Origin of the sequence: Pantoea sp. Tr-811 (genome assembly GCF_011752535.1) — a bacterium.
Taxonomy (GTDB): Bacteria; Pseudomonadota; Gammaproteobacteria; order Pseudomonadales; family Pseudomonadaceae; genus Aquipseudomonas.
In genome coordinates this window covers 1-20,653 of sequence record NZ_VWXJ01000019.1, presented here as the reverse complement: position 1 = coordinate 20,653, position 20,653 = coordinate 1, and the positions used below count along the sequence as shown (strand labels likewise).

The window sequence follows — 20,653 nt, the reverse complement described above, 5'->3', positions numbered from 1 at the left end:
GATTCCGATCCCAAGCTCGAACGGGGCACACATGACGAACACTCTGGATACTTTCATCGGCGCGTACAGCGATAGCTTCGGTTACGCCTATGACAACAACATCATGCTCAACTGGTACCCGCGGCGGATCATGGAACTGTGTGGCCCGCAGAACACGTTGCTTGAGCTGGGCATTGGCCACGGTTTCTCGACCAACCGCTTTTCCCGCTACTTCAACGCGCATACCGTGATCGATGGCTCGCCGTCGGTGATCGCGCAGTTTCGGGCGCAGTACCCTGACAGCCCGGCGAACATCGTCGAAGGTTACTTCGAGACGTTCGACACCGAACAACGTTTCGACCTGATCGTCATGGGGTTCGTCCTGGAGCACGTCGAGGACCCTCAGGTGGTATTGCGCAAGTACAAGCAGTACCTTGCGCCAGGTGGCCGTTGCTTCGTACTGGTGCCGAACGCGCAGTCCCTGCATCGGCGTTTCGGTCATGCGGCCGGCCTGCTCGATGACATGATGGTGCTGGGCAAGGGTGACCATGAGCTTGGCCACCTGCGAGCCTACTCCCTGCAGACGCTGACCGAGGAACTGGAGCAGGCGGGGCTGCAGGTGGTGCGCAAGGAGGGGTTGTTCCTCAAGCCTTTCATGACCTCGCAGATGAAGGCGTTGGACCTCAGTGAGGCGATCACCACCGCCATGTGCACCGTTGCGATCGACTACCCCGAGCTCAGCTGTGCGCTGATGCTTGAGGCGACGGTTGGCGACGCATGAACAGCCTGGTCATCGGCAGTACTTCGACCCTGGGCAAGGCCATTGCCCGGTCCCTGGAGCGCTTGGGCCCGGTGAAACGGGCGGGGCGGCGTGACGCCGATATCGCCTTCGACCTGGCCCACCCTGTGCTGCCAACCGGCGATGATCGCTTTGACCTGGTCGTGCATGCCGCTGCCGACTTTGGTGGGCACGAGCCGGATGACCTGCTGCGTGCCGAACAGGCCAACAGCGTCGGCACCCTGGCAGCGTGCCAGTTGGCCGAACGCTACGGGGCGAGGCACTTCATTTTGCTGTCTTCGCGCTGGGCGGCCCATCAACCGGGTGACCCCTACTACGGTATCTATGCACTCTCCAAGCGCCATGCCGAAGAGGTCGCCAGCCTGTACTGCAGCACCCGCGGCATGGCCTTGACCATCCTGCGTATCGGCCAGGTTTACGACAGCGAAGGGCATTGCCGGCCCCAGCAGCCGTTGTTGTACACCATTGCCGACAACGCCGCAGCGGGCAGGGCTGTGCAGATTTTCGGCAACAACGATGCCCGGCGCAGCTACCTGCATGTGCAGGACCTTGCCGAGATCTGCACCCGTGTGGCCGCGCAGGGGGTCGAGGGGTTGCACAACTGCGCGCATCCGCAAGCACCACGCTTGTCTGAAATCGCCCGCGCGGCATTCGAGGCATTCGGCACACCTGAAGAGGTGCAGTTCTTGCCACAAAAAAGCGATATCCCAGACCTGCCACCCTTCGCCTGTGCCAGCGAGCTATTCACGCGCATTGACTACGCCCCGCGCATCGACTTGCGCCAAGGGTTCGAATTGATGAAGGCACACCGGGAGGCGCAGCCATGAAAACCGTCATGGTCACCGGCGTTGGCGCGATCATGGGCTATGGCCTGTTGAAATCGCTGCGTGAGGCCGACCCTTCGATCCGCCTGCTGGGCACCGACATCTATGACGACGCCGTTGGCCGGGCCTGGTGCGATGCGTTCGAGCAGGCGCCGCTGACCGCCAGCGGCGAATATGCGCAATGGTTGCTGGATGTGCTGGCACGCTATGAAGTCGACTTGCTGATTCCCGGCATCGAGCAGGATGTTCACTGGCTTTCGGACCACCGCGCGTTGCTTCGCCAGGCGCGCTGTGAAGTGGCGCTGAACACCCCGCACCTGATTGACCTGTCCCGCGACAAGTGGGCGATGGACCAGGCGCTGGCTGCACTGGGGGACCCCAGTCGAATCCCCAGCGCCCTGGAGGGCGACTTCCAATCGCTGCAGGCTGCCTTCGGCTTGCCGTTCCTGCTCAAGCCGCGCAAAGGCTCGGCGTCCAAGGGGCTGGTCTGGGTTCGGCAGGAGCAGGACTTCAGCGCCAATGCGCCGTTGCTTGGAACGGTATTGATGGCACAACCGATCATTGGCAGCGCGGCGCGTGAGTACACCGTGGCGGTGTTCGCCGATGGCCAGGGCGGCGCCGGGCCGTCCATCGCCTTCCAGCGCAGCCTGGCCTCGGACGGTTCAACCGCCAAGGCGCGGGTATTCCACGATGCCGGCCTGGACGAAACCGTGGCCAGGTTGTGCCGTGCGTTCAAGCCGCTAGGGCCGACCAACCTGCAGTTTCGCCAAGATGACGATGGCGGTTGGCGCCTGCTGGAAATCAACCCGCGCATTTCGTCAACCAGTTCGATCCGCCGGGCGTTTGGCTACAACGAGGCGGCCATGTGCCTGGCCTTCTACCTGGACCACCGGATGCCCAGTGCGCCCACCGTCAAGTCGGGCTTCGCCGTTCGCTACATAGAGGACTACATCGTCCATGATCGGGATCATTTCTGACGTCCATGGCAACTACAGTGCGCTGCGAAGCGTGCTGCAACGGCTCGACGCCCTGGGTGTCGAGCAGATCATCTGCCTGGGTGACACGGCCGGCTATTACTGCCAGGTCAACGCCTGCTGTGACGCACTGCGCGAGCGTGGGGTGCTGTCGGTGATGGGCAATCATGACTGGTACCTGGCCCGGCAGCAGCGTTGCCCGCGCTCCAACAGTGCCAACGCCTGCCTGGATTACCAGGCCAAGGTCATCAGCGAGCAGAACCTCGCCTGGCTCGATGGCCTGCCCCTGCAGGCGCAGGTACACGGGATGAGCCTGGTCCACGGTGGCTGGAATGACCCGCTGGATGAGTACCTGCAGCCGGCCCAGGCTTACTTCGAGGCGCTGCCCGGGCGCCTCTTCGTCTCGGGCCATACCCATGTGCAATACCTGTGGCAAGGGCAGGGCAAGGTCTACTGCAACCCAGGCTCCGTCGGCCAGCCGCGCGATGGCGACCGGCGAGCAGCGTTCGCGACCTGGGACGGGGAGCGCTTTGACCTGCACCGCCTGGAATACGACATTGCCGAGGTCCAGCAGGCCATGGCCGAGGCCGGCTTTACACCGTACTTTTACCAAAACCTTGAAAATGGCACCCAGATAGGTGGAAGGATCAGTTCGATCCAGGCGCTTTGATCCGCCAGCCCGGGTATTTTCTTCTGTCGCCTCTGCGGAAACCGAGCAATGAGCACTGACAAGATTTTCTTCAATCGCCCGCACATGACCGGCAAAGAGCTGTACTACATTGCCGAAGCCAAGTTCGGCAACATGCTTGCCGGCGACGGGCCATTCACCAAGCGCTGCCACCAGTGGCTCGAAGCCTACAGTGGCAGCGAGAAGGTGCTGCTGACCCACTCCTGCACGGCGGCACTGGAAATGTGTGCGCTGATGCTCGACATCCAGCCGGGTGACGAAGTCATCCTGCCTTCCTATACCTTCGTATCCACCGCCAACGCCTTCGTCTTGCGCGGCGCAGTGCCGGTGTTCGTCGATATCCGGCCCGATACCCTGAACCTCGACGAGCGCCTGATCGAGGCGGCCATCACCCCGCGTACCAAGGCCATCGTGCCGGTGCACTACGCAGGGGTGGCCTGCGAGATGGACAGCATCATGGCCATTGCCCGCAAGCATGGGCTGCACGTGGTCGAGGACGCGGCCCAGGGCGTGATGTCGAGCTACAAGGGCCGGGCACTGGGCAGTATCGGTGACCTCGGGGCCTACAGCTTCCATGAAACCAAGAATGTGATTTCCGGCGAAGGTGGCGCGCTGTTGGTCAACGCCCGCGAGCAGGTGCTGCGGGCCGAGGTGATTCGCGAGAAGGGCACCGACCGCAGCCGCTTCTTCCGCGGTGAAGTGGACAAGTACACCTGGCAGGAAGTGGGTTCGTCGTTCCTGCCGGGCGAGCTGATTGCGGCGTTCCTCTGGGCCCAGCTGGAGGAGGCGCAGGCGATCACCGATAACCGCCTGGCGACCTGGAATGCCTACCATGCAGCCCTGGCAGGGTTGGAGCGCCAAGGCCTGCTACGCCGGCCCATCGTGCCGGAGCACTGCCAGCACAATGCGCACATGTACTACGTGCTGCTGGCGCCAGGTATCGACCGCCAGGCCGTGCTGGAGGCGTTGAAACGCCACGAGATCTACGCGGTGTTCCATTATGTGCCGCTGCATTCCTCGCCGGCTGGCGAGCGCTACGGGCGTAGCCAGGGTTCCATGGAAGTCACCAACTACAGTTCCGAGCGACTGCTGCGCCTGCCCCTGTGGTGGGGCATGCCCAAGGCGGCCCAGGAGCGCGTGGTGCAGGTTCTTGGCGATATTCTGGCGCGCTTCTGAGAGGGCCCCTGAGGTTGCGGCGGGGTATTCGACAAAAAGAGCGTGACCTGGCAGTCAGAACGCGCATCTTCACTGTATATTGTCGAAAACCGGGAGCCGCTGCGTCGCACCTGGAATACCGTCAGGGATCGGTTGCCACCGTATCATCTGGCGTTTTGCCGTTGCGCAGGCAGTGGGTACTTCGCTGTTACTGAATTGGGAAGCCATATGATTGGCCTTAAAAGCATCGCCAGTTACGTGCCTGCTCAGGGCGTGGACAACTACGCCCAGGGCGCGAAATTCGGCAAGGACCAGGATTTCATCTTCGGCAAGATCGGTTCGACCTTCTTGCCGCGCAAGGAAGCTGCCCAGGAAACCTCCGACCTCTGTGTAGCCGCTGCGCAAAACCTCTTCGCCGCCAACCCGTCGCTGGATCCGGCTGCCATCGACGCGGTAATCGTGGTCACCCAGAACGGCGATGCCGAAGGCTTGCCACACACCGCAGCGATCGTTCAGCACAAGCTCGGCTTGTCGACCGCCGTTGCGGCCTTCGATATCTCCCTGGGCTGCTCGGGCTATGTGTATGGCCTGTATGCGATGAAGGGCTTCATGGAAGCGGCGGGCCTGAAGAATGGCCTGCTGATCACCGCTGACCCTTATTCGAAGATCGTCGACCCGGAAGATCGCAACACCACCATGCTGTTCGGCGATGCCGCCACCGCCTCGTGGCTGGGCGAAGGCGCGAACTGGCAGTTGGGCAAGTCGCTGTTCGGCAGCGATGGCGCCGGTGCCGAACACCTGCGCACCACCGACGGCAAGTTCTTCATGAATGGCCGCCAGGTGTACAACTTCGCCCTGGTCAAGGTGCCTGCGCACCTTCAACAGTTGCTCGATGCCAGCCAACTGAAGGCCGAGGACATCGACCTCTACTGCCTGCACCAGGGCAGCGCGGCAATCGTCGACGCGGTATCGGCGCGCTTTGAAGAGGGCGAGCACAAGCACAAGTTCGTCAAGGACATGATCGAAACCGGCAACACCGTCTCCTCGAGCATTCCGCTGCTGCTGGAAAAGCATGTGCTGGGCTCGCAGCACAAGCGCGTGGCGCTCAGCGGCTTTGGGGTCGGGCTTTCGTGGGGTTCGGCGATCATCGAGCGCCGCGAACCTGGCGAGCCGGGCTGAGCCTGTACACGGCTTTAGCTACCGTTTGTCGCTGATTCACACGCCGCCAGCACCTGGCGGCGTTTTCTTTTCTATTCTGCATGGGGCTGGCGCCTTTATTCTGGCGTCAACTCCTTGATTTTATTGGGCTGGCCGGATGCCAGCAATTTTTTTCGAAAATCCGCTAAAGAAACCCGCCCTGACGAAGATAACTATTACGAAGGTTCTCTGTGCCACCCCCGGCGAATTGCCAAGGCCGGAAGCCGTAGTACCCAACTTACGAGGAATTCGTCATGGCTTTGACTGTTAACACCAACACCACCTCTCTGGGCGTTCAGAAGAACCTGAACCGTGCTTCCGATGCTCTGAGCACCTCGATGACTCGTCTGTCCTCCGGCCTGAAAATCAACAGCGCCAAAGACGACGCCGCCGGCCTGCAGATCGCTACCCGCATGACCTCGCAGATCCGTGGTCAGACCATGGCCATCAAAAACGCCAACGACGCTATCTCCATCGCCCAGACCGCTGAAGGCGCGATGCAAGAGCAGACCAACATCCTGCAGCGTATGCGTGAACTGGCTGTTCAGTCGCGAAACGACAACAACAGCGAAGCCGACCGTGACGCACTGGACAAAGAATTCCAGTCGATGCTCAAAGAGATCGACCGTATCGCCGGTTCCACCCAGCTCAACGGCAAGAACCTGCTGGACGGCACCGCTGGCGACATGACCTTCCAGGTGGGTTCGAACACCGGTAGCGACAACCAGATCACCATCAGCCTGAGCGACGCCCTGAGCACTGCTGGCGCCCTGAGCGGCCTGTCTGGCATGAACATCACCGGTGCTGACAGCTCGTCCGCCGAGGCGACCTTCACCGCCGCCATGAGCGCAATCGACGACGCTCTGAACTCGATCAACAGCACCCGTGCCGACCTGGGTGCCGTGCAGAACCGTCTGACCAGCACCATCAACAACCTGCAGAACATCAACGAAAACGCCGAAGCCGCCCGTGGCCGTGTACAGGACACCGACTTCGCCGCTGAAACTGCCCAGCTGACCAAGCAGCAGACCCTGCAGCAAGCCTCGACTTCGGTTCTGGCCCAGGCCAACCAGCTGCCATCCGCTGTACTGAAGCTGCTTCAGTAATCGCTGATGGTAACCGGCGGGGGAGTGCACAATGAGGCGCTTCCCCGCCTTTTCGTTACGAGGTGGTAGATATGGACATGAGCGTCAAGCTGAATCTGTCCTACCCGGCCGCTCGGGCTACCGAGCAGGTAGGCGAGAAACCGGTACAACGGTCGGCAGATACGCCCCGTGGCAATAGCGATACGCTGGAACCGAAGGCAGTCAGCGCTGCCGAAGACAGCAATCACGTCGAAAAGGTAAAAAGCGCCGTTTCGGAGATTGAAAAGTTTCTGAGTTCGACCCGTCGCAACCTGCAGTTTTCGACAGATGAAGAGTCCGGGCAGGTGGTGGTCAAGGTCATCGCCAGTGCAACGGGTGAGGTGATTCGTCAGCTGCCCTCCGAAGAGGCGCTGCGCATTGCCCATAACCTGCATGATGTAAACAGTCTGCTGTTCGACGCCAAGGTATGATGGCAGGCGAGCACATGACGCAGAATTGTAGTCGGCCGTGCAGGAGCGTGGCCTGACGTATCAGCAAGAGGGATAACTCTATGGCGAGCACAATAGTCTCTAGTATCGGTCAAGGTACAGGTCTTAACATCACCGAAATGGTCACCGCGCTGGTGAATGCCGACACTGCTGCCAAGAAGGCACAGATCACCCGGCAAACCAGTAACAACAGTGCGATGATTTCCGGTGTGGGCTCGCTGCGCAGTGCCCTCACGGCGTTCCAGGACGCCATGAAGAAGCTCAATGACACCACGGCGCCAGCCTTCAACGCCTTCTCTGCAAAATCGGCGAACGAGTCGGTGGTCAAGGTCACTGCGGGCAACACCGCCGTGGCCGGCAGCTACGATATCGTGGTCAACCAGTTGGCGACCGGTTCGAAGGTTGCCAGTGCTGCGTTCGCAGGGGGTGCAACCTCTTCGATCGATGCCGGCACCCTGACGATTGAGCAAAACGGTAATTCGTACAATATCGATGTGGCTTCCGGTGCCACCTTGCAGACCGTTCGTGATCAGATCAACAAGCAGTTGAGCGTGCAAGGCATCTCCGCCAACATCGTCAACGGTGAGGGTGGTGCGCGCCTGGTGCTCAGCTCGACCACCACCGGCAAGGGCTCGGACCTCAAGGTCGGCGGCATTGCTTCGCTGGAAATTGATGGCACCCAGCAGATGAGCGGCACTGGCGCCGGGTTCATCACCGGGTTGGCGCAAAGCGCCGAGCTGACCGTCGATGGGCTGGCGGTCACCAGCACCAAGAACAGCATCACCGATGCCATCAGCGGCATTACCCTGGAGCTGACGGGTGTCAGTGCCAAGTCGGGCACCACCGGCGTTCCTACCTCGATCACAGTGGCCCAGGACAACGACGGCTTGAAGAAGTCGGTGCAGTCTTTCGTCGATGCCTACAACACGCTGACGAAGACCATCACTGCGCTCACGGCCAGTACCCGTGACGACGATGACAACCTTTCGCTGGGCCCGCTGACCAACGACCCGACCACCCGTTCGCTGGTCAACGATATCCGCAAGGTGCTGTCGGAAGTGGGCGCGGGCGACCAACTGACGACCCTCAGCCAGCTGGGTATCAACACCACCAAGGACGGCACCCTGGAGTTCAACGCCACCAAGTTCACCTCGGCGATGGACGACAAGAAGCTGGGTTCGCAGGTGCAGGAGCTGTTTACCGGTAGCAATGGCCTGATCGAGCGCATGAACAAGGCCATCGACCCGTACAATTCCACCGATGGCAGCCTGGTTACGCGCACCAACGCCCTGAACAAGGTGGCCAAGAACCTGGCCGACCAGCAAACCGCGCTGGACCGTCGCACCGAGGCATTGACCGAATCGCTGACCAAGAAGTATGTGGCGATGGACACGGCGGTTGCCAAGCTCAACGCCCAGGCCACGCAGATCAAGTCGGTGTTCGATGCGCTGAACGCCCAGGCCAAGAACTCCTGATCGATTGGCAGTGACAAAAGCCCGGCAGCGTCGAAGGACGCGCCGGGCTTTTTGTTTTCTCCCTAAAGTTTTTTGACGTCCCGGCGATACACAGGGTACAAGCAACCTTTTTCGCAGCAACGAGGTAGATCCATGAACCCGATGTTGGCCCTTCGGCAGTACCAGAAAGTCAACGGTGTGGCACAAACGTCCGAAGCCAGCCCTCACCGTCTGGTACAAATGCTCATGCAGGGCGGTCTTGACCGCATGGCCCAGGCCAAAGGTGCCATCGCACGCAAGGATGTTGCCCAGCGCGGCATCCTGATCGGCAAGGCCATCGACATCATTGGCGGCCTGCGCGAAGGGCTGGACCTGGAAAACCACGCCGACAGCCTGGCCGAACTGGACAGCCTGTACACCTACATGAGCCGTCGCCTGATCGAAGCCAACATGAAAAGCGACCCGGCCATCATCGATGAAGTGGCGCGCCTGCTGATTACCGTGAAGGAAGGTTGGGACGCCATCGCCGACCAGTCGTCGGCTCCCTGATCAAGGAGGATGCCATGAGCGACGTGATTGCCCGTATCGAACACACCCGTCAGCTGCTGCTGACAGCGCTGGAGAAGCGCGACTGGGATGCGGTAGGGGAGCTGGACCTGGAGTGCCGCCTGCGCATCAACGACGTGTTGGGCGAGGCTCAGGGCCAGGAGGCGGATGTTCGCGACAGCCTGGAGCAGTTGCTCGACGTTTACCGGCAATTAATCGACGTTGCAAGTGGCGAGCGTCAATCGATAGTCGACGAGATGACGCAAATCCGTCAGGCGAAAAATGCCGCCAAGGTATACCATCTGTTCAGTTGACCACAGATGTCCTAAACGTCCTGCGCCATTAATTTGACTGTATGCGTTTTTTTGACTTTACTAGTGGCTGTTTTCGAATTTCAGACGTCCGACCACTGACCATTCAGTCAGAATGATGTCGAGCACGCCTTCGGGCGCCGATATGACTAGGGAAGTTGCTATTGCATGTGGCGTGAAACCAAGATTCTCCTGATCGATGACGACAGCGCCCGCCGCCGCGATCTGGCGGTGGTTCTGAACTTTCTCGGCGAAGACAACCTGTCATGCTCCAGCCAGGACTGGCAGCAGGCGGTAGAAGGCTTGTCTTCCAGTCGCGAAGTGCTCTGTGTGCTGATCGGTTCCGTAAAAGCGCCGGGCAGTGTGCTCGGGTTGCTTAAGACAGTAGCCGGGTGGGATGAGTTCCTTCCGGTATTGCTGATTGGTGAAATTTCTTCTGCGGAATACCCGGAGGAATTGCGCCGTCGCGTGCTGTCCAACCTCGAGATGCCGCCCAGCTACAGCCAGCTGCTCGATTCGCTGCACCGTGCCCAGGTCTACCGCGAGATGTACGACCAGGCCCGTGAGCGCGGTCGCCAGCGCGAGCCAAACCTGTTCCGCAGCCTGGTCGGCACCAGCCGAGCCATCCAGCATGTGCGGCAGATGATGCAGCAGGTGGCCGATACCGACGCCAGCGTGCTGATTCTTGGTGAGTCGGGCACCGGCAAGGAAGTGGTGGCGCGTAACCTGCACTACCACTCCAAGCGCCGCGAAGCGCCGTTCGTGCCGGTCAACTGCGGGGCGATTCCGGCCGAGTTGCTGGAAAGCGAGCTGTTCGGCCACGAGAAGGGCGCCTTCACCGGGGCCATCACCAGCCGTGCCGGGCGTTTCGAGCTGGCCAACGGCGGCACCTTGTTCCTCGACGAAATCGGCGACATGCCGCTGCCGATGCAGGTCAAGCTGCTGCGCGTGCTGCAGGAGCGTACCTTCGAGCGGGTGGGCAGCAACAAGACCCAGAGCATCGATGTGCGCATCATCGCGGCAACCCACAAGAACCTCGAAAGCATGATCGAGGACGGCACCTTCCGCGAAGACCTGTACTACCGCCTGAACGTGTTCCCCATCGAAATGGCGCCGCTGCGTGAGCGTGTGGAAGATATCCCGCTGCTGATGAACGAGCTGATTTCGCGCATGGAGCACGAGAAGCGCGGTTCGATCCGCTTCAACTCGGCCGCGATCATGTCGCTGTGCCGCCATGGCTGGCCGGGCAACGTTCGCGAGCTGGCCAACCTGGTCGAGCGCATGGCGATCATGCACCCGTACGGGGTGATCGGTGTGTCGGAGTTGCCGAAGAAATTCCGCTATGTCGACGACGAGGACGAGCAGCTGGTCGACAGCTTGCGCAGCGACCTGGAAGAGCGCGTGGCGATCAACGGCCATGCGCCGAACCTTGGTAGCCACGCGATGCTGCCGCCGGAGGGGCTGGACCTCAAGGACTACCTCGGTAGCCTGGAGCAGGGCCTGATCCAGCAGGCGTTGGACGATGCCAACGGCATCGTGGCCCGTGCGGCGGAGCGCTTGCGTATTCGCCGCACCACCTTGGTCGAGAAGATGCGCAAGTACGGCATGAGTCGCCAGGGGGGCGAGGACCAGGCCGAAGATTGATTTGGCCTTTGGGTGTTTGCCTGGGGTTTGATGTTGGGGCGTAGATCGAGCGCCGCCCGCGCGGCGCTTCGCGAGCTACGCTCGCTCCTACGTTTGTTTCGGGCCAGTCATTCCTGGGGAATTGCGCGCGTACGCCTTGGCGCATGGCACGATATCGCGTCGTACAAACAAGGCGGTCGCGCGCGCTTGCCACAGGCGTTACTGGCCCGAAACAAACGTAGGAGCGAGCGTAGCTCGCGAAGCGCCGCGCGGGCGGCGCTCGATCTACGCCGCCCCGCACCCCCAAAACCGTTCACCCGCGCGCGCGCCCCTCAACCGGTTCATTCCCGCCCATCCCCCAAACCCCGGCACGGCTATTGCTACACCGCTGGCACCACACCGTTTTTATGACGGTCAGCCACGCGAGAGAGCACGATGCCCCAGGCCGCCCACCCTTCCCGAGTCCCTGATCCGCAGGGGCGTACCCCGGTCGAACAGGAAAGTCGACAGGGGCTGGAGCAGGCCTTCGCCCTGTTCAACCAGGTGTCCACCCAGCTCAACCAGTCCTACAGCATGCTCGAAGCCCGCGTCAGCGAGCTCAAGGGCGAGCTGGCGGTGGTCGGTGCCCAGCGCATGACCGAGCTGAACGAGAAGGAGCGCCTGGCCAACCGCCTGCAGAACCTGCTCGACCTGCTGCCCGGTGGGGTGATCGTGATCGACGACCAGGGCCTGGTGCGCGAAGCCAACCCGGCCGCCTGCGAACTGTTGGGCGAACCGCTGGTGGGCCAGCTGTGGCGCCAGGTGATCGCCCGCAGCTTCGCCCCGCGCAAGGATGACGGCCACGAAGTGTCGCTGCGCGACGGGCGCCGCCTGTCCATCGCCACCCGCTCGCTGGATGCCGAACCTGGCCAGTTGGTGCTGCTCAACGACCTGACCGAAACCCGCCGCCTGCAAGACCAGCTGGCGCGCCACGAACGCCTGTCGTCGCTGGGGCGCATGGTTGCCTCGCTGGCGCATCAAATCCGCACGCCACTGTCGGCCGCCATGCTCTATGCCAGCCACCTGGCCGACAGCGAGCACACGCTTGCGCCAGAAACCCGCCAACGTTTCGCCGGCAGCTTGAAAGAGCGCCTGCATGAGCTGGAGCACCAGGTGCGCGACATGCTGGTTTTCGCCCGTGGCGAACTGCCCCTCGGTGACCGGCTGACCCCCAAAGGCCTGTTCCAGGCCCTGCAGCAGGCAGCCCAGCCCCATGTGCAAGGGCACGCTGTGCGCTGGCAATGCGACAGCCAGTTGGGTGAGCTGCTGTGCAACCGCGACACCCTGGTGGGCGCCTTGCTCAACCTGATCGAGAACGCCCTGCAGGCCAGCGATGGCCCTGCGCGGCTCAAGGTTCACCTGTTCCGCCGTGGCAATGCCCTGCACCTGAACATCAGCGACGCCGGCAGCGGCATCGCCCCTGAGTTGCTGGGCCGCCTGGGCGAACCCTTCCTCACCACCAAGGCCACCGGCACCGGGTTGGGCCTGGCGGTGGTCATGGCCGTGGTGCGTGCGCACCAGGGCGTGCTCGAACTGCGTTCCAAGGTTGGGCGCGGCACCTGTGTGAAAGTCGAACTGCCGTTGATCGACGGGCCGGCAGCGGAGGTCGTGTAATGGCAATCAAGGTGCTGCTGGTCGAGGACGACCGCGTATTGCGCCAGGCGCTGGGCGATACCCTGGAAATCGGCGGCTTCGCCTACCACGCCGTCGGCAGTGCCGAGCAGGCGCTGGAAGCCGTGGCCGGCGAAGGGTACAGCCTGGTGGTCAGCGACGTGAACATGCCCGGCATGGACGGCCACCAGTTGCTTGGGCAACTGCGCCGGCACTACCCGCAGTTGCCGGTATTGCTGATGACCGCGCATGCGGCGGTGGAGCGCGCCGTGGACGCCATGCGCCAAGGCGCGGTGGATTACCTGGTCAAGCCATTCGAACCGCGGGCCTTGTTGAGCCTGGTCGAACGCCATGCCGCCGGGCGCCTGGATGCCGGTGATGGGCAAGGCCCGGTGGCCTGCGAGCCGGCCAGCCGGCAGTTGCTGGAGTTGGCCGCACGGGTGGCACGCAGCGACTCGACGGTGCTCATTTCCGGCGAATCGGGCACGGGCAAGGAGGTGCTGGCGCGCTACATTCACCAGCAGTCGCCGCGGGCAGCGCAGCCCTTCGTGGCGATCAACTGCGCGGCGATTCCCGACAACATGCTCGAAGCCACCCTGTTCGGCCACGAGAAGGGCGCCTTCACCGGCGCTATCGCGGCCCAGGCTGGCAAGTTCGAACAGGCCGAAGGCGGCACCTTGCTGCTCGACGAAATTTCCGAAATGCCCCTGGGGCTGCAGGCCAAGCTCTTGCGCGTGCTGCAGGAGCGTGAAGTGGAGCGGGTGGGCGGGCGCAGGCCGATTGCCCTGGACATCCGCGTGCTGGCCACCAGCAACCGTGACATGGCGGCGGAAGTGGCGGCGGGGCGTTTCCGCGAAGACCTGTACTACCGCCTTTCGGTATTCCCCCTGGCCTGGCAACCGCTGCGCGAACGCAGTGGCGATATCCTGCCGCTGGCCGAGCGCCTGCTGGCGCGCCATGTGGCGAAGATGAAGCATGCGCCGGTGCGCCTGTCGGCCGAGGCGCGCACCTGCCTGCAGGCCCATGCCTGGCCGGGCAACGTGCGTGAGTTGGATAACGCCCTGCAGCGGGCGCTGATTCTGCAGCAGGGCGGGGTGATCGAGGCGGCGGATTTCTGTCTGGCCGGCGCCATTCCCTTGTCGGTTGCCGAGCCTGCCATTGCATCGCCAGTATTTACTGAGAGCACGGCGGACTCTGGCGGCCTGGGCGACGACATGCGTCGCCACGAATTCCAGATGATTATCGACACGCTGCGCGCCGAGCGCGGCCGACGCAAGGAAGCGGCCGAAAAACTCGGCATCAGCCCGCGTACCCTGCGTTACAAGCTGGCGCAGATGCGCGATGCGGGGCTGGATGTCGAGGCCAGCCTGTTCGGTTGAAACAGCCATTTGCATGCGTTCGGGGCGGGCTGGCACATGTGTTGCTAGTTCAGGGCTATCCGCCGCATGAGTGTCAAAAAAATGCGGCCGCCGGAGAGAGAAGGTCATGAGCCAAGGTATTGAATTCAACCGTCTGATGCTGGACATGCGGGCCATGCAGGCCGACGCCATGTCGCTGCCCAAGGCCTCGGCCGTGCCTGAACTGGCGCCTGGCCAAAGCAGCTTTGCCGACATGCTTGGCCAGGCCATCGGCAAGGTCAACCAGACCCAGCAGGCGTCCAACCAGCTCGCCAATGCCTTCGAGATCGGCAAGAGCGGTGTCGACCTCACCGACGTGATGATTGCCTCGCAGAAAGCCAGCGTGTCCATGCAGGCACTGACCCAGGTACGCAACAAGCTGGTCCAGGCGTACCAGGACATCATGCAGATGCCGGTTTGAGGACGGAAGTAAGTCATGGCTGAAGCAGTCGTCGACAACGCCCCCGCCAAGAGCGGCGGTGCGCCGGGGTCCAAGCCGCCACTGTTCGGCATGGCCTTCCTGGAAAACATCTCGCGCATGCCCATGCTGCGCCAGATCGGCCTTCTGGTCGGGCTGGCGGCGAGCGTGGCGATTGGCTTTGCCGTGGTGCTGTGGTCGCAGCAGCCAGACTACCGGCCGCTGTACGGCAGCCTGTCGGGCATGGACACCAAGCAGGTCATGGACACCTTGTCCGCCGCTGATATTCCCTACAACGTCGAGCCCAATTCCGGTGCTCTGCTGGTCAAGGCCGACGACCTCTCCCGTGCGCGCCTGAAACTGGCAGCGGCCGGCGTGGCGCCGAGCGATGGCAATGTCGGTTTCGAACTGCTCGACAAGGAGCAGGGCCTGGGCACCAGCCAGTTCATGGAAGCTACCCGCTACCGGCGCAGCCTGGAAGGCGAGCTGGCGCGCACCGTGTCGAGCCTGAACAACGTCAAGGCCGCCCGCGTGCACCTGGCCATTCCGAAAAGCTCGGTATTCGTGCGTGACGAGCGCAAGCCAAGCGCCTCGGTGTTGGTCGAGCTGTACCCAGGCCGATCCCTGGAAGCCGGGCAGGTGATGGCCATCGTCAACCTGGTCGCCACCAGTGTGCCGGAACTGGACAAGTCGCAGGTCACCGTGGTCGACCAGAAGGGCAACCTGCTCTCCGACCAGCTGCAAGACAACGCCCTGACCATGGCCGGCAAGCAGTTCGACTATAGCCGCCGCATGGAAAGCCTGCTGACCCAGCGCGTGCACAACATTCTGCAGCCGGTGCTGGGCAATGACCGCTACAAGGCCGAAGTCTCCGCCGACCTTGATTTCAGCGCAGTCGAGTCGACCTCCGAGCAGTTCAACCCAGACCAACCGGCGCTGCGCAGCGAGCAGTCGGTCAATGAACAACGCTCCAGCAGCTCGGGCCCACAGGGCGTGCCGGGTGCGTTGAGCAACCAGCCGCCGGGCGCCGCTTCCGCGCCGCAAACCACCGGTGGCGCCGCCGCGCCTGCCGCGGCCATCCAGCCGGGGCAACCGCTGGTCGATGCCAACGGCCAGCAGATCATGGACCCGGCCACCGGCCAGCCGATGCTTGCGCCATACCCGGCCGACAAGCGTCAGCAATCCACCAAGAACTTCGAGCTGGACCGTTCCATCAGCCACACCCGCCAGCAGCAGGGTCGCCTGACCCGCCTGTCGGTGGCGGTGGTGGTCGACGACCAGGTGAAGGTCGACGCCAAGGGCGAAACCACCCGTGCCCCGTGGGGCGCCGAAGACCTGGCGCGCTTTACCCGCCTGGTGCAGGACGCGGTCGGCTTCGATGCCAGCCGTGGCGACAGCGTGACGGTGATCAACGTGCCGTTCTCCGCCGAGCGTGGCGAAGAGATCGGCGATATCGCCTTCTACCAGCAGCCGTGGTTCTGGGACATCGTCAAGCAGGTGCTGGGCGTGGTGTTCATCCTGGTGCTGGTGTTTGGTGTACTGCGCCCGGTGCTGAACAACATCACCGGCGGTGGCAAGCAGGCTGCCGGCGCGGATAGCGACATGGAACTGGGCGGGATGATCGGTCTGGATGGCGAACTGGCCAACGACCGTGTCAGCCTCGGTGGCCCGTCAAGCATTCTGTTGCCAAGCCCCACCGAGGGCTACGAAGCACAGCTCAACGCAATCAAGGGCCTGGTGGCCGAAGACCCGGGCCGCGTAGCCCAGGTCGTCAAAGAGTGGATCAACGCCGATGAGTGACAATCGAGCCATTACCGCCAAGCTCAGCCGTGTCGACAAAGCCGCGATCCTGCTGCTGTCGCTCGGTGAAACCGATGCTGCGCAAGTGCTGCGCCACATGGGCCCGAAGGAAGTGCAACGGGTTGGCGTGGCCATGGCGCAGATGGGCAACGTGCACCGCGAGCAGGTCGAGCAGGTGATGAGCGAGTTCGTCGAGATCGTCGGCGACCAGACCAGCCTCGGTGTGGGGTCCGACGCCTACATCCGCAAGATGCTCAACCAGGCCCTGGGCGAGGACAAGGCCAACGGCCTGGTCGACCGCATTCTGCTCGGTGGCAACACCAGCGGCCTGGACAGCCTCAAGTGGATGGAGCCGCGCGCCGTGGCCGATGTCATCCGCTACGAGCACCCGCAAATCCAGGCCATCGTGGTCGCCTACCTGGACCCCGACCAGGCCGGTGAGGTGCTGAGCAACTTCGACCACAAGGTGCGCCTGGACATCGTCCTGCGCGTGTCGTCGCTGAACACCGTGCAACCGGCGGCGCTCAAGGAGCTGAACCAGATTCTCGAGAAGCAGTTCTCGGGCAACTCCAATGCCGCGCGCACCACCTTGGGCGGCATCAAGCGCGCCGCCGACATCATGAACTTCCTCGACAGCTCGGTGGAAGGCGCCCTGATGGACGCGATCCGCGAGGTCGACAGCGACCTGTCGGAGCAGATCGAAGACTTGATGTTCGTCTTCAATAACCTGGCCGACGTCGACGACCGTGGTATCCAGGCGCTGCTGCGCGAAGTGTCGTCCGACGTGCTGGTGGTGTCGCTCAAGGGCGCCGACGAGCGGGTCAAGGACAAGATCTTCAAGAACATGTCCAAGCGTGCTTCCGAGCTGCTGCGCGACGACCTGGAGGCCAAGGGCCCGGTGCGCGTCAGCGACGTGGAAACGGCGCAGAAGGAAATCCTCACCATCGCCCGGCGCATGGCCGAGGCCGGCGAGATCGTGCTCGGCGGCAAGGGTGCCGAGGAAATGATCTGATCCTGCATGCGGCATAACTTCCAGTAGGAGCGGGCTTGCCCCGCGAACATCGGCAGCGCCGGTGGCAACCACTGCGGTGCCTGCTTCGCGGGACAAGCCCGCTCCTACAGGGGCAGAAGATGAGTAGCTGAGAACATGCCCACCAAAGAATCCCACCCCAGCGACCTGATCCGTGCCCGCGACCTCGAGGGCGTCGACATCTGGACGCTGCCCAGCTTCGACCCAGCGCCTGAGCCAGAACCTGAGCCGGAGCCTGAAGTCGTCGAAGAAGAAGTCGAGGAAGTGCCGCTGGAGGAAGTCCAGCCGCTGACCCTGGAAGAACTCGAAGCCATCCGCCAGGAGGCCTACAACGAAGGCTTCGCCACCGGCGAGCGCGAGGGTTTCCACAGCACCCAGCTGAAAGTGCGCCAGGAGGCCGAGCAGGCGCTGGCGGCCAAGCTGGCCAGCCTCGAACAGCTGATGGGGCACCTGCTCGACCCGATTGCCGAGCAGGACACGCAGATCGAAAGGACCGTGGTCCACCTGGTGGCGCACATGGCCCGCCAGGTCATTGGCCGCGAACTGCGCAGCGACTCCAGCCAGATCACCCAGGTGCTGCGCGAGGCGCTGAAGCTGCTGCCGATGGGCGCCGACAATATCCGCATCCACCTCAACCCGCAGGACTTCGAGCTGGCCAAGGCCTTGCGCGAACGCCATGAGGAAAACTGGAAGCTGCTCGAAGACGAAGCCCTGCTGCCCGGCGGCTGCCGTATCGAAACCTTGCACAGCCGCATCGACGCCACCATGGAAACGCGCATCGAGAAGGCCGTCGCCCAGCTGTTCGACCAGCTGCACGACCAGGCCCTGCACCCGGCGGCGCCGGACCTGGCGGTGGAACTGGAAAGCCAAGATGCGCCTTGAACGTACCAGCTTCGGCAAGCGCCTGGGCGGTTACGCCGAGGCCATTGCGTTGCCCGTGCAGCCGGTGGTCGAAGGCCGCCTGCTGCGCATGGTCGGCCTCACCCTTGAAGCCGAGGGCCTGCGCGCCGCGGTTGGTGGGCGTTGCCTGGTCATCAACGACGACAGCTATCACCCGGTGCAGGTCGAAGCCGAGGTCATGGGCTTTGCCGGCAACAAGGTATTCCTGATGCCGGTTGGCAGCATTGCCGGCATCGCCCCGGGCGCCCGCGTGGTGCCGCTGGACGACAGTGGCCGCCTGCCCATGGGCATGAGCATGCTGGGCCGGGTGCTCGATGGCGCCGGCCGCGCCCTGGATGGCAAGGGCGGCATGCGCGCCGAAGACTGGGTGCCGATGGACGGCCCGATCATCAACCCGCTCAACCGTGACCCCATCAGCAAGCCGCTGGACGTGGGCATTCGCAGCATCAACGGCCTGCTCACGGTCGGCCGTGGCCAGCGCCTGGGGCTGTTCGCCGGCACCGGCGTGGGTAAGTCGGTGCTGCTGGGCATGATGACCCGCTTTACCGAAGCCGAGATCATCGTGGTGGGGCTGATTGGCGAACGGGGCCGCGAGGTGAAGGAGTTCATCGAGCATATCCTGGGCGAAGAAGGCCTCAAGCGTTCGGTGGTGGTGGCGTCCCCGGCTGACGATGCGCCGCTGATGCGCCTGCGTGCGGCCATGTACTGCACACGTATCGCCGAGTATTTCCGCGATAAGGGCAAGAACGTCCTGTTGCTGATGGACTCGCTTACCCGCTTTGCCCAGGCCCAGCGGGAAATCGCCCTGGCCATTGGTGAGCCGCCGGCCACCCGTGGCTATCCGCCGTCGGTGTTCGCCAAGCTGCCCAAGCTGGTGGAGCGTGCCGGCAACGGCGAGCCGGGCGGGGGTTCGATTACCGCGTTCTATACCGTGCTGTCCGAGGGCGACGACCAGCAGGACCCGATTGCCGACTCTGCGCGGGGCGTGCTGGACGGCCACTTCGTGCTTTCGCGCCGGCTGGCCGAGGAAGGCCATTACCCGGCCATCGATATCGAGGCCTCGATCAGCCGGGTGATGCCCCAGGTGGTCGACCCGGACCACCTGCGCCAGGCGCAGAAGTTCAAGCAGCTGTGGTCGCGGCTGTCACAAAGCCGCGACCTGATCAGCGTTGGCGCCTATGTAGCAGGCGGCGACCCGGAAACCGACCTGGCCATTGCCCTGCAGCCCAAGCTGGTGGATTTCCTGCGCCAGGGATTGGATGAGAATGTCGGCATGGGCCAGAGCCGCAGCGAGCTGGGGGCGATCTTCACGCCGCCAGGCCAGGGCTGATAGGCCATGAGCATGCCCAGCCGTGCTGCGCGCCTGGCGCCGGTGGTGGACATGGCCGAGGAGGCCGAGCGCAAGGCCGCCCAGCGCGTGGGGCATTTCCAGCAGCAGGTGGCCCAGGCCCAGGCCAAGCTGGCCGAGCTGGAAAGCTTCCGTGAAGGTTACCAGGCGCAGTGGCTGAACCGTGGCGGGCAGGGCGTCAATGGCAGTTGGCTGCTGAACTACCAGCGCTTTCTGGCCCAGCTGGAAACGGCCATGACCCAGCAGCGCCAGAGCCTGACCTGGCACCAGAACAACCTCAATAACGCCCGTGGCACCTGGCAGCAGGCCTATGCCCGAGTTGAAGGCCTGCGCAAGCTGGTGCAGCGCTACATCGAAGAGGCCCGGCGCCTTGAGGACAAGCGTGAGCAGCGCTTGCTCGATGAGTTGTCGCAGCGTTTGCCGCGGCAAACCCATCTCTAGTTGACAGTGCACTTGGTAGGAGCGAGCGCAGCTCGCGAAGGGCTGCAAAGCAGCCCCAGCATCATGTGCCGCGAAGCTGCAACGCTGGGGCCGCTGCGCGCCCCATCGCGAGCTGCGCTCGCTCCTACCGGGGCGGCGTCGGCCTGCAGATGGGTGTCTGAGCAGCGGGCCAAGGCTGCGCCGGTGTTTGCAGATCGCATTTTCAAGCACGGACGATGAACCTGGTAGGAGCGAGCGCAGCTCGCGAAGGGCTGCAAAGCAGCCCCGTCATCATGTGCTGCGAAGCTGCAACGCAGGGGCCGCTGCGCGCCCCATCGCGAGCTGCGCTCGCTCCTACCGGGGCGGCGTCGGCCTGCAGATGGGTGTCTGAGCAGCGGGCCAAGGCTGCGCCGGTGTTTGCAGATCGCATTTTCAAGCACGGACGATGAACCTGGTAGGAGCGAGCGCAGCTCGCGAAGGGCTGCAAAGCAGCCCCAACATCATGTGCCGCGAAGCTGCAACGCTGGGGCCGCTGCGCGCCCCATCGCGAGCTGCGCTCGCTCCTAC

General features: G+C 63.3%; 20 protein-coding genes. All 20 read left to right on the top strand.

Going from position 1 to position 20,653, the window contains the following annotated elements; translation table 11 throughout:
- Window positions 1-31 precede the first annotated feature (31 nt).
- The 20 genes from F3J44_RS23695 (at window position 32) to fliJ (ending at window position 20,107) form a co-directional block, all read left to right on the top strand.
- Window positions 32-760: a class I SAM-dependent methyltransferase gene (locus F3J44_RS23695; RefSeq protein WP_167276574.1), complete on the top strand. Its 729-nt coding sequence runs from the start codon at window positions 32-34 to the stop codon at window positions 758-760.
- On the top strand, window positions 757-1,605 hold the full coding sequence (locus F3J44_RS23690) for an NAD(P)-dependent oxidoreductase (RefSeq protein ID WP_167276572.1): 849 nt from the start codon (window positions 757-759) through the stop codon (window positions 1,603-1,605). The genes F3J44_RS23695 and F3J44_RS23690 overlap by 4 nt, the downstream gene beginning before the upstream one ends.
- Window positions 1,602-2,579 (top strand): ATP-grasp domain-containing protein, encoded by a 978-nt coding sequence (locus F3J44_RS23685; RefSeq protein ID WP_167276569.1) that lies wholly within the window; start codon window positions 1,602-1,604, stop codon window positions 2,577-2,579. The genes F3J44_RS23690 and F3J44_RS23685 overlap by 4 nt, the downstream gene beginning before the upstream one ends.
- Window positions 2,560-3,246, top strand: a complete 687-nt coding sequence (locus tag F3J44_RS23680) for a metallophosphoesterase (protein WP_167060048.1) — start codon at window positions 2,560-2,562, stop codon at window positions 3,244-3,246. Before F3J44_RS23685 ends, F3J44_RS23680 begins: the two co-directional genes overlap by 20 nt.
- A 48-nt stretch (window positions 3,247-3,294) precedes the next feature.
- Window positions 3,295-4,440: a dTDP-4-amino-4,6-dideoxygalactose transaminase gene (gene rffA, locus F3J44_RS23675; protein WP_167276567.1), complete on the top strand. Its 1,146-nt coding sequence runs from the start codon at window positions 3,295-3,297 to the stop codon at window positions 4,438-4,440.
- 207 nt (window positions 4,441-4,647) lie between these two features.
- On the top strand, window positions 4,648-5,598 hold the full coding sequence (locus F3J44_RS23670) for a ketoacyl-ACP synthase III (protein WP_167060055.1): 951 nt from the start codon (window positions 4,648-4,650) through the stop codon (window positions 5,596-5,598).
- Window positions 5,599-5,870: 272 nt separating this feature from the next.
- Window positions 5,871-6,722 carry a flagellin domain-containing protein gene (locus F3J44_RS23665; protein WP_167060058.1) on the top strand — a complete coding sequence of 284 codons (852 nt, stop codon included), beginning with the start codon at window positions 5,871-5,873 and terminating at the stop codon, window positions 6,720-6,722.
- 77 nt (window positions 6,723-6,799) lie between these two features.
- Window positions 6,800-7,171: a flagellar protein FlaG gene (locus F3J44_RS23660; RefSeq protein WP_240158499.1), complete on the top strand. Its 372-nt coding sequence runs from the start codon at window positions 6,800-6,802 to the stop codon at window positions 7,169-7,171.
- Between the two features lie 80 nt (window positions 7,172-7,251).
- Window positions 7,252-8,664: a flagellar filament capping protein FliD gene (gene fliD, locus F3J44_RS23655; RefSeq protein WP_167060064.1), complete on the top strand. Its 1,413-nt coding sequence runs from the start codon at window positions 7,252-7,254 to the stop codon at window positions 8,662-8,664.
- Window positions 8,665-8,796: 132 nt separating this feature from the next.
- On the top strand, window positions 8,797-9,192 hold the full coding sequence (gene fliS / locus F3J44_RS23650; protein ID WP_167060066.1) for a flagellar export chaperone FliS: 396 nt from the start codon (window positions 8,797-8,799) through the stop codon (window positions 9,190-9,192).
- A 14-nt stretch (window positions 9,193-9,206) separates the two neighbouring features.
- The gene (locus F3J44_RS23645; protein WP_167060068.1) at window positions 9,207-9,503 is read left to right on the top strand and encodes a flagellar protein FliT; all 297 of its coding nucleotides are present in this window, start codon (window positions 9,207-9,209) and stop codon (window positions 9,501-9,503) included.
- A 165-nt stretch (window positions 9,504-9,668) separates the two neighbouring features.
- The gene (fleQ, locus tag F3J44_RS23640) at window positions 9,669-11,144 is read left to right on the top strand and encodes a transcriptional regulator FleQ (protein ID WP_167060069.1); all 1,476 of its coding nucleotides are present in this window, start codon (window positions 9,669-9,671) and stop codon (window positions 11,142-11,144) included.
- 414 nt (window positions 11,145-11,558) lie between these two features.
- Window positions 11,559-12,776: a PAS domain-containing sensor histidine kinase gene (locus F3J44_RS23635; RefSeq protein WP_167276564.1), complete on the top strand. Its 1,218-nt coding sequence runs from the start codon at window positions 11,559-11,561 to the stop codon at window positions 12,774-12,776.
- Window positions 12,776-14,152 (top strand): sigma-54 dependent transcriptional regulator, encoded by a 1,377-nt coding sequence (locus F3J44_RS23630; RefSeq protein ID WP_167060074.1) that lies wholly within the window; start codon window positions 12,776-12,778, stop codon window positions 14,150-14,152. The genes F3J44_RS23635 and F3J44_RS23630 overlap by 1 nt, the downstream gene beginning before the upstream one ends.
- Before the next feature lie 106 nt (window positions 14,153-14,258).
- Window positions 14,259-14,591, top strand: a complete 333-nt coding sequence (fliE, locus tag F3J44_RS23625; protein ID WP_167060076.1) for a flagellar hook-basal body complex protein FliE — start codon at window positions 14,259-14,261, stop codon at window positions 14,589-14,591.
- A 15-nt stretch (window positions 14,592-14,606) separates the two neighbouring features.
- Entirely contained in the window at window positions 14,607-16,388 is a 1,782-nt protein-coding gene (fliF, locus tag F3J44_RS23620) for a flagellar basal-body MS-ring/collar protein FliF (protein WP_167060079.1), read from the top strand.
- Window positions 16,381-17,400: a flagellar motor switch protein FliG gene (fliG, locus tag F3J44_RS23615; protein WP_167060081.1), complete on the top strand. Its 1,020-nt coding sequence runs from the start codon at window positions 16,381-16,383 to the stop codon at window positions 17,398-17,400. Before fliF ends, fliG begins: the two co-directional genes overlap by 8 nt.
- A 135-nt stretch (window positions 17,401-17,535) precedes the next feature.
- On the top strand, window positions 17,536-18,300 hold the full coding sequence (fliH, locus tag F3J44_RS23610; protein WP_167276561.1) for a flagellar assembly protein FliH: 765 nt from the start codon (window positions 17,536-17,538) through the stop codon (window positions 18,298-18,300).
- A complete protein-coding gene (gene fliI, locus F3J44_RS23605) occupies window positions 18,290-19,648 on the top strand; it encodes a flagellar protein export ATPase FliI (protein WP_167060086.1) in 1,359 nt (452 codons plus the stop codon). The genes fliH and fliI overlap by 11 nt, the downstream gene beginning before the upstream one ends.
- Before the next feature lie 6 nt (window positions 19,649-19,654).
- A complete protein-coding gene (fliJ, locus tag F3J44_RS23600; RefSeq protein WP_167060088.1) occupies window positions 19,655-20,107 on the top strand; it encodes a flagellar export protein FliJ in 453 nt (150 codons plus the stop codon).
- The last annotated feature ends 546 nt before the right edge of the window (window positions 20,108-20,653 follow it).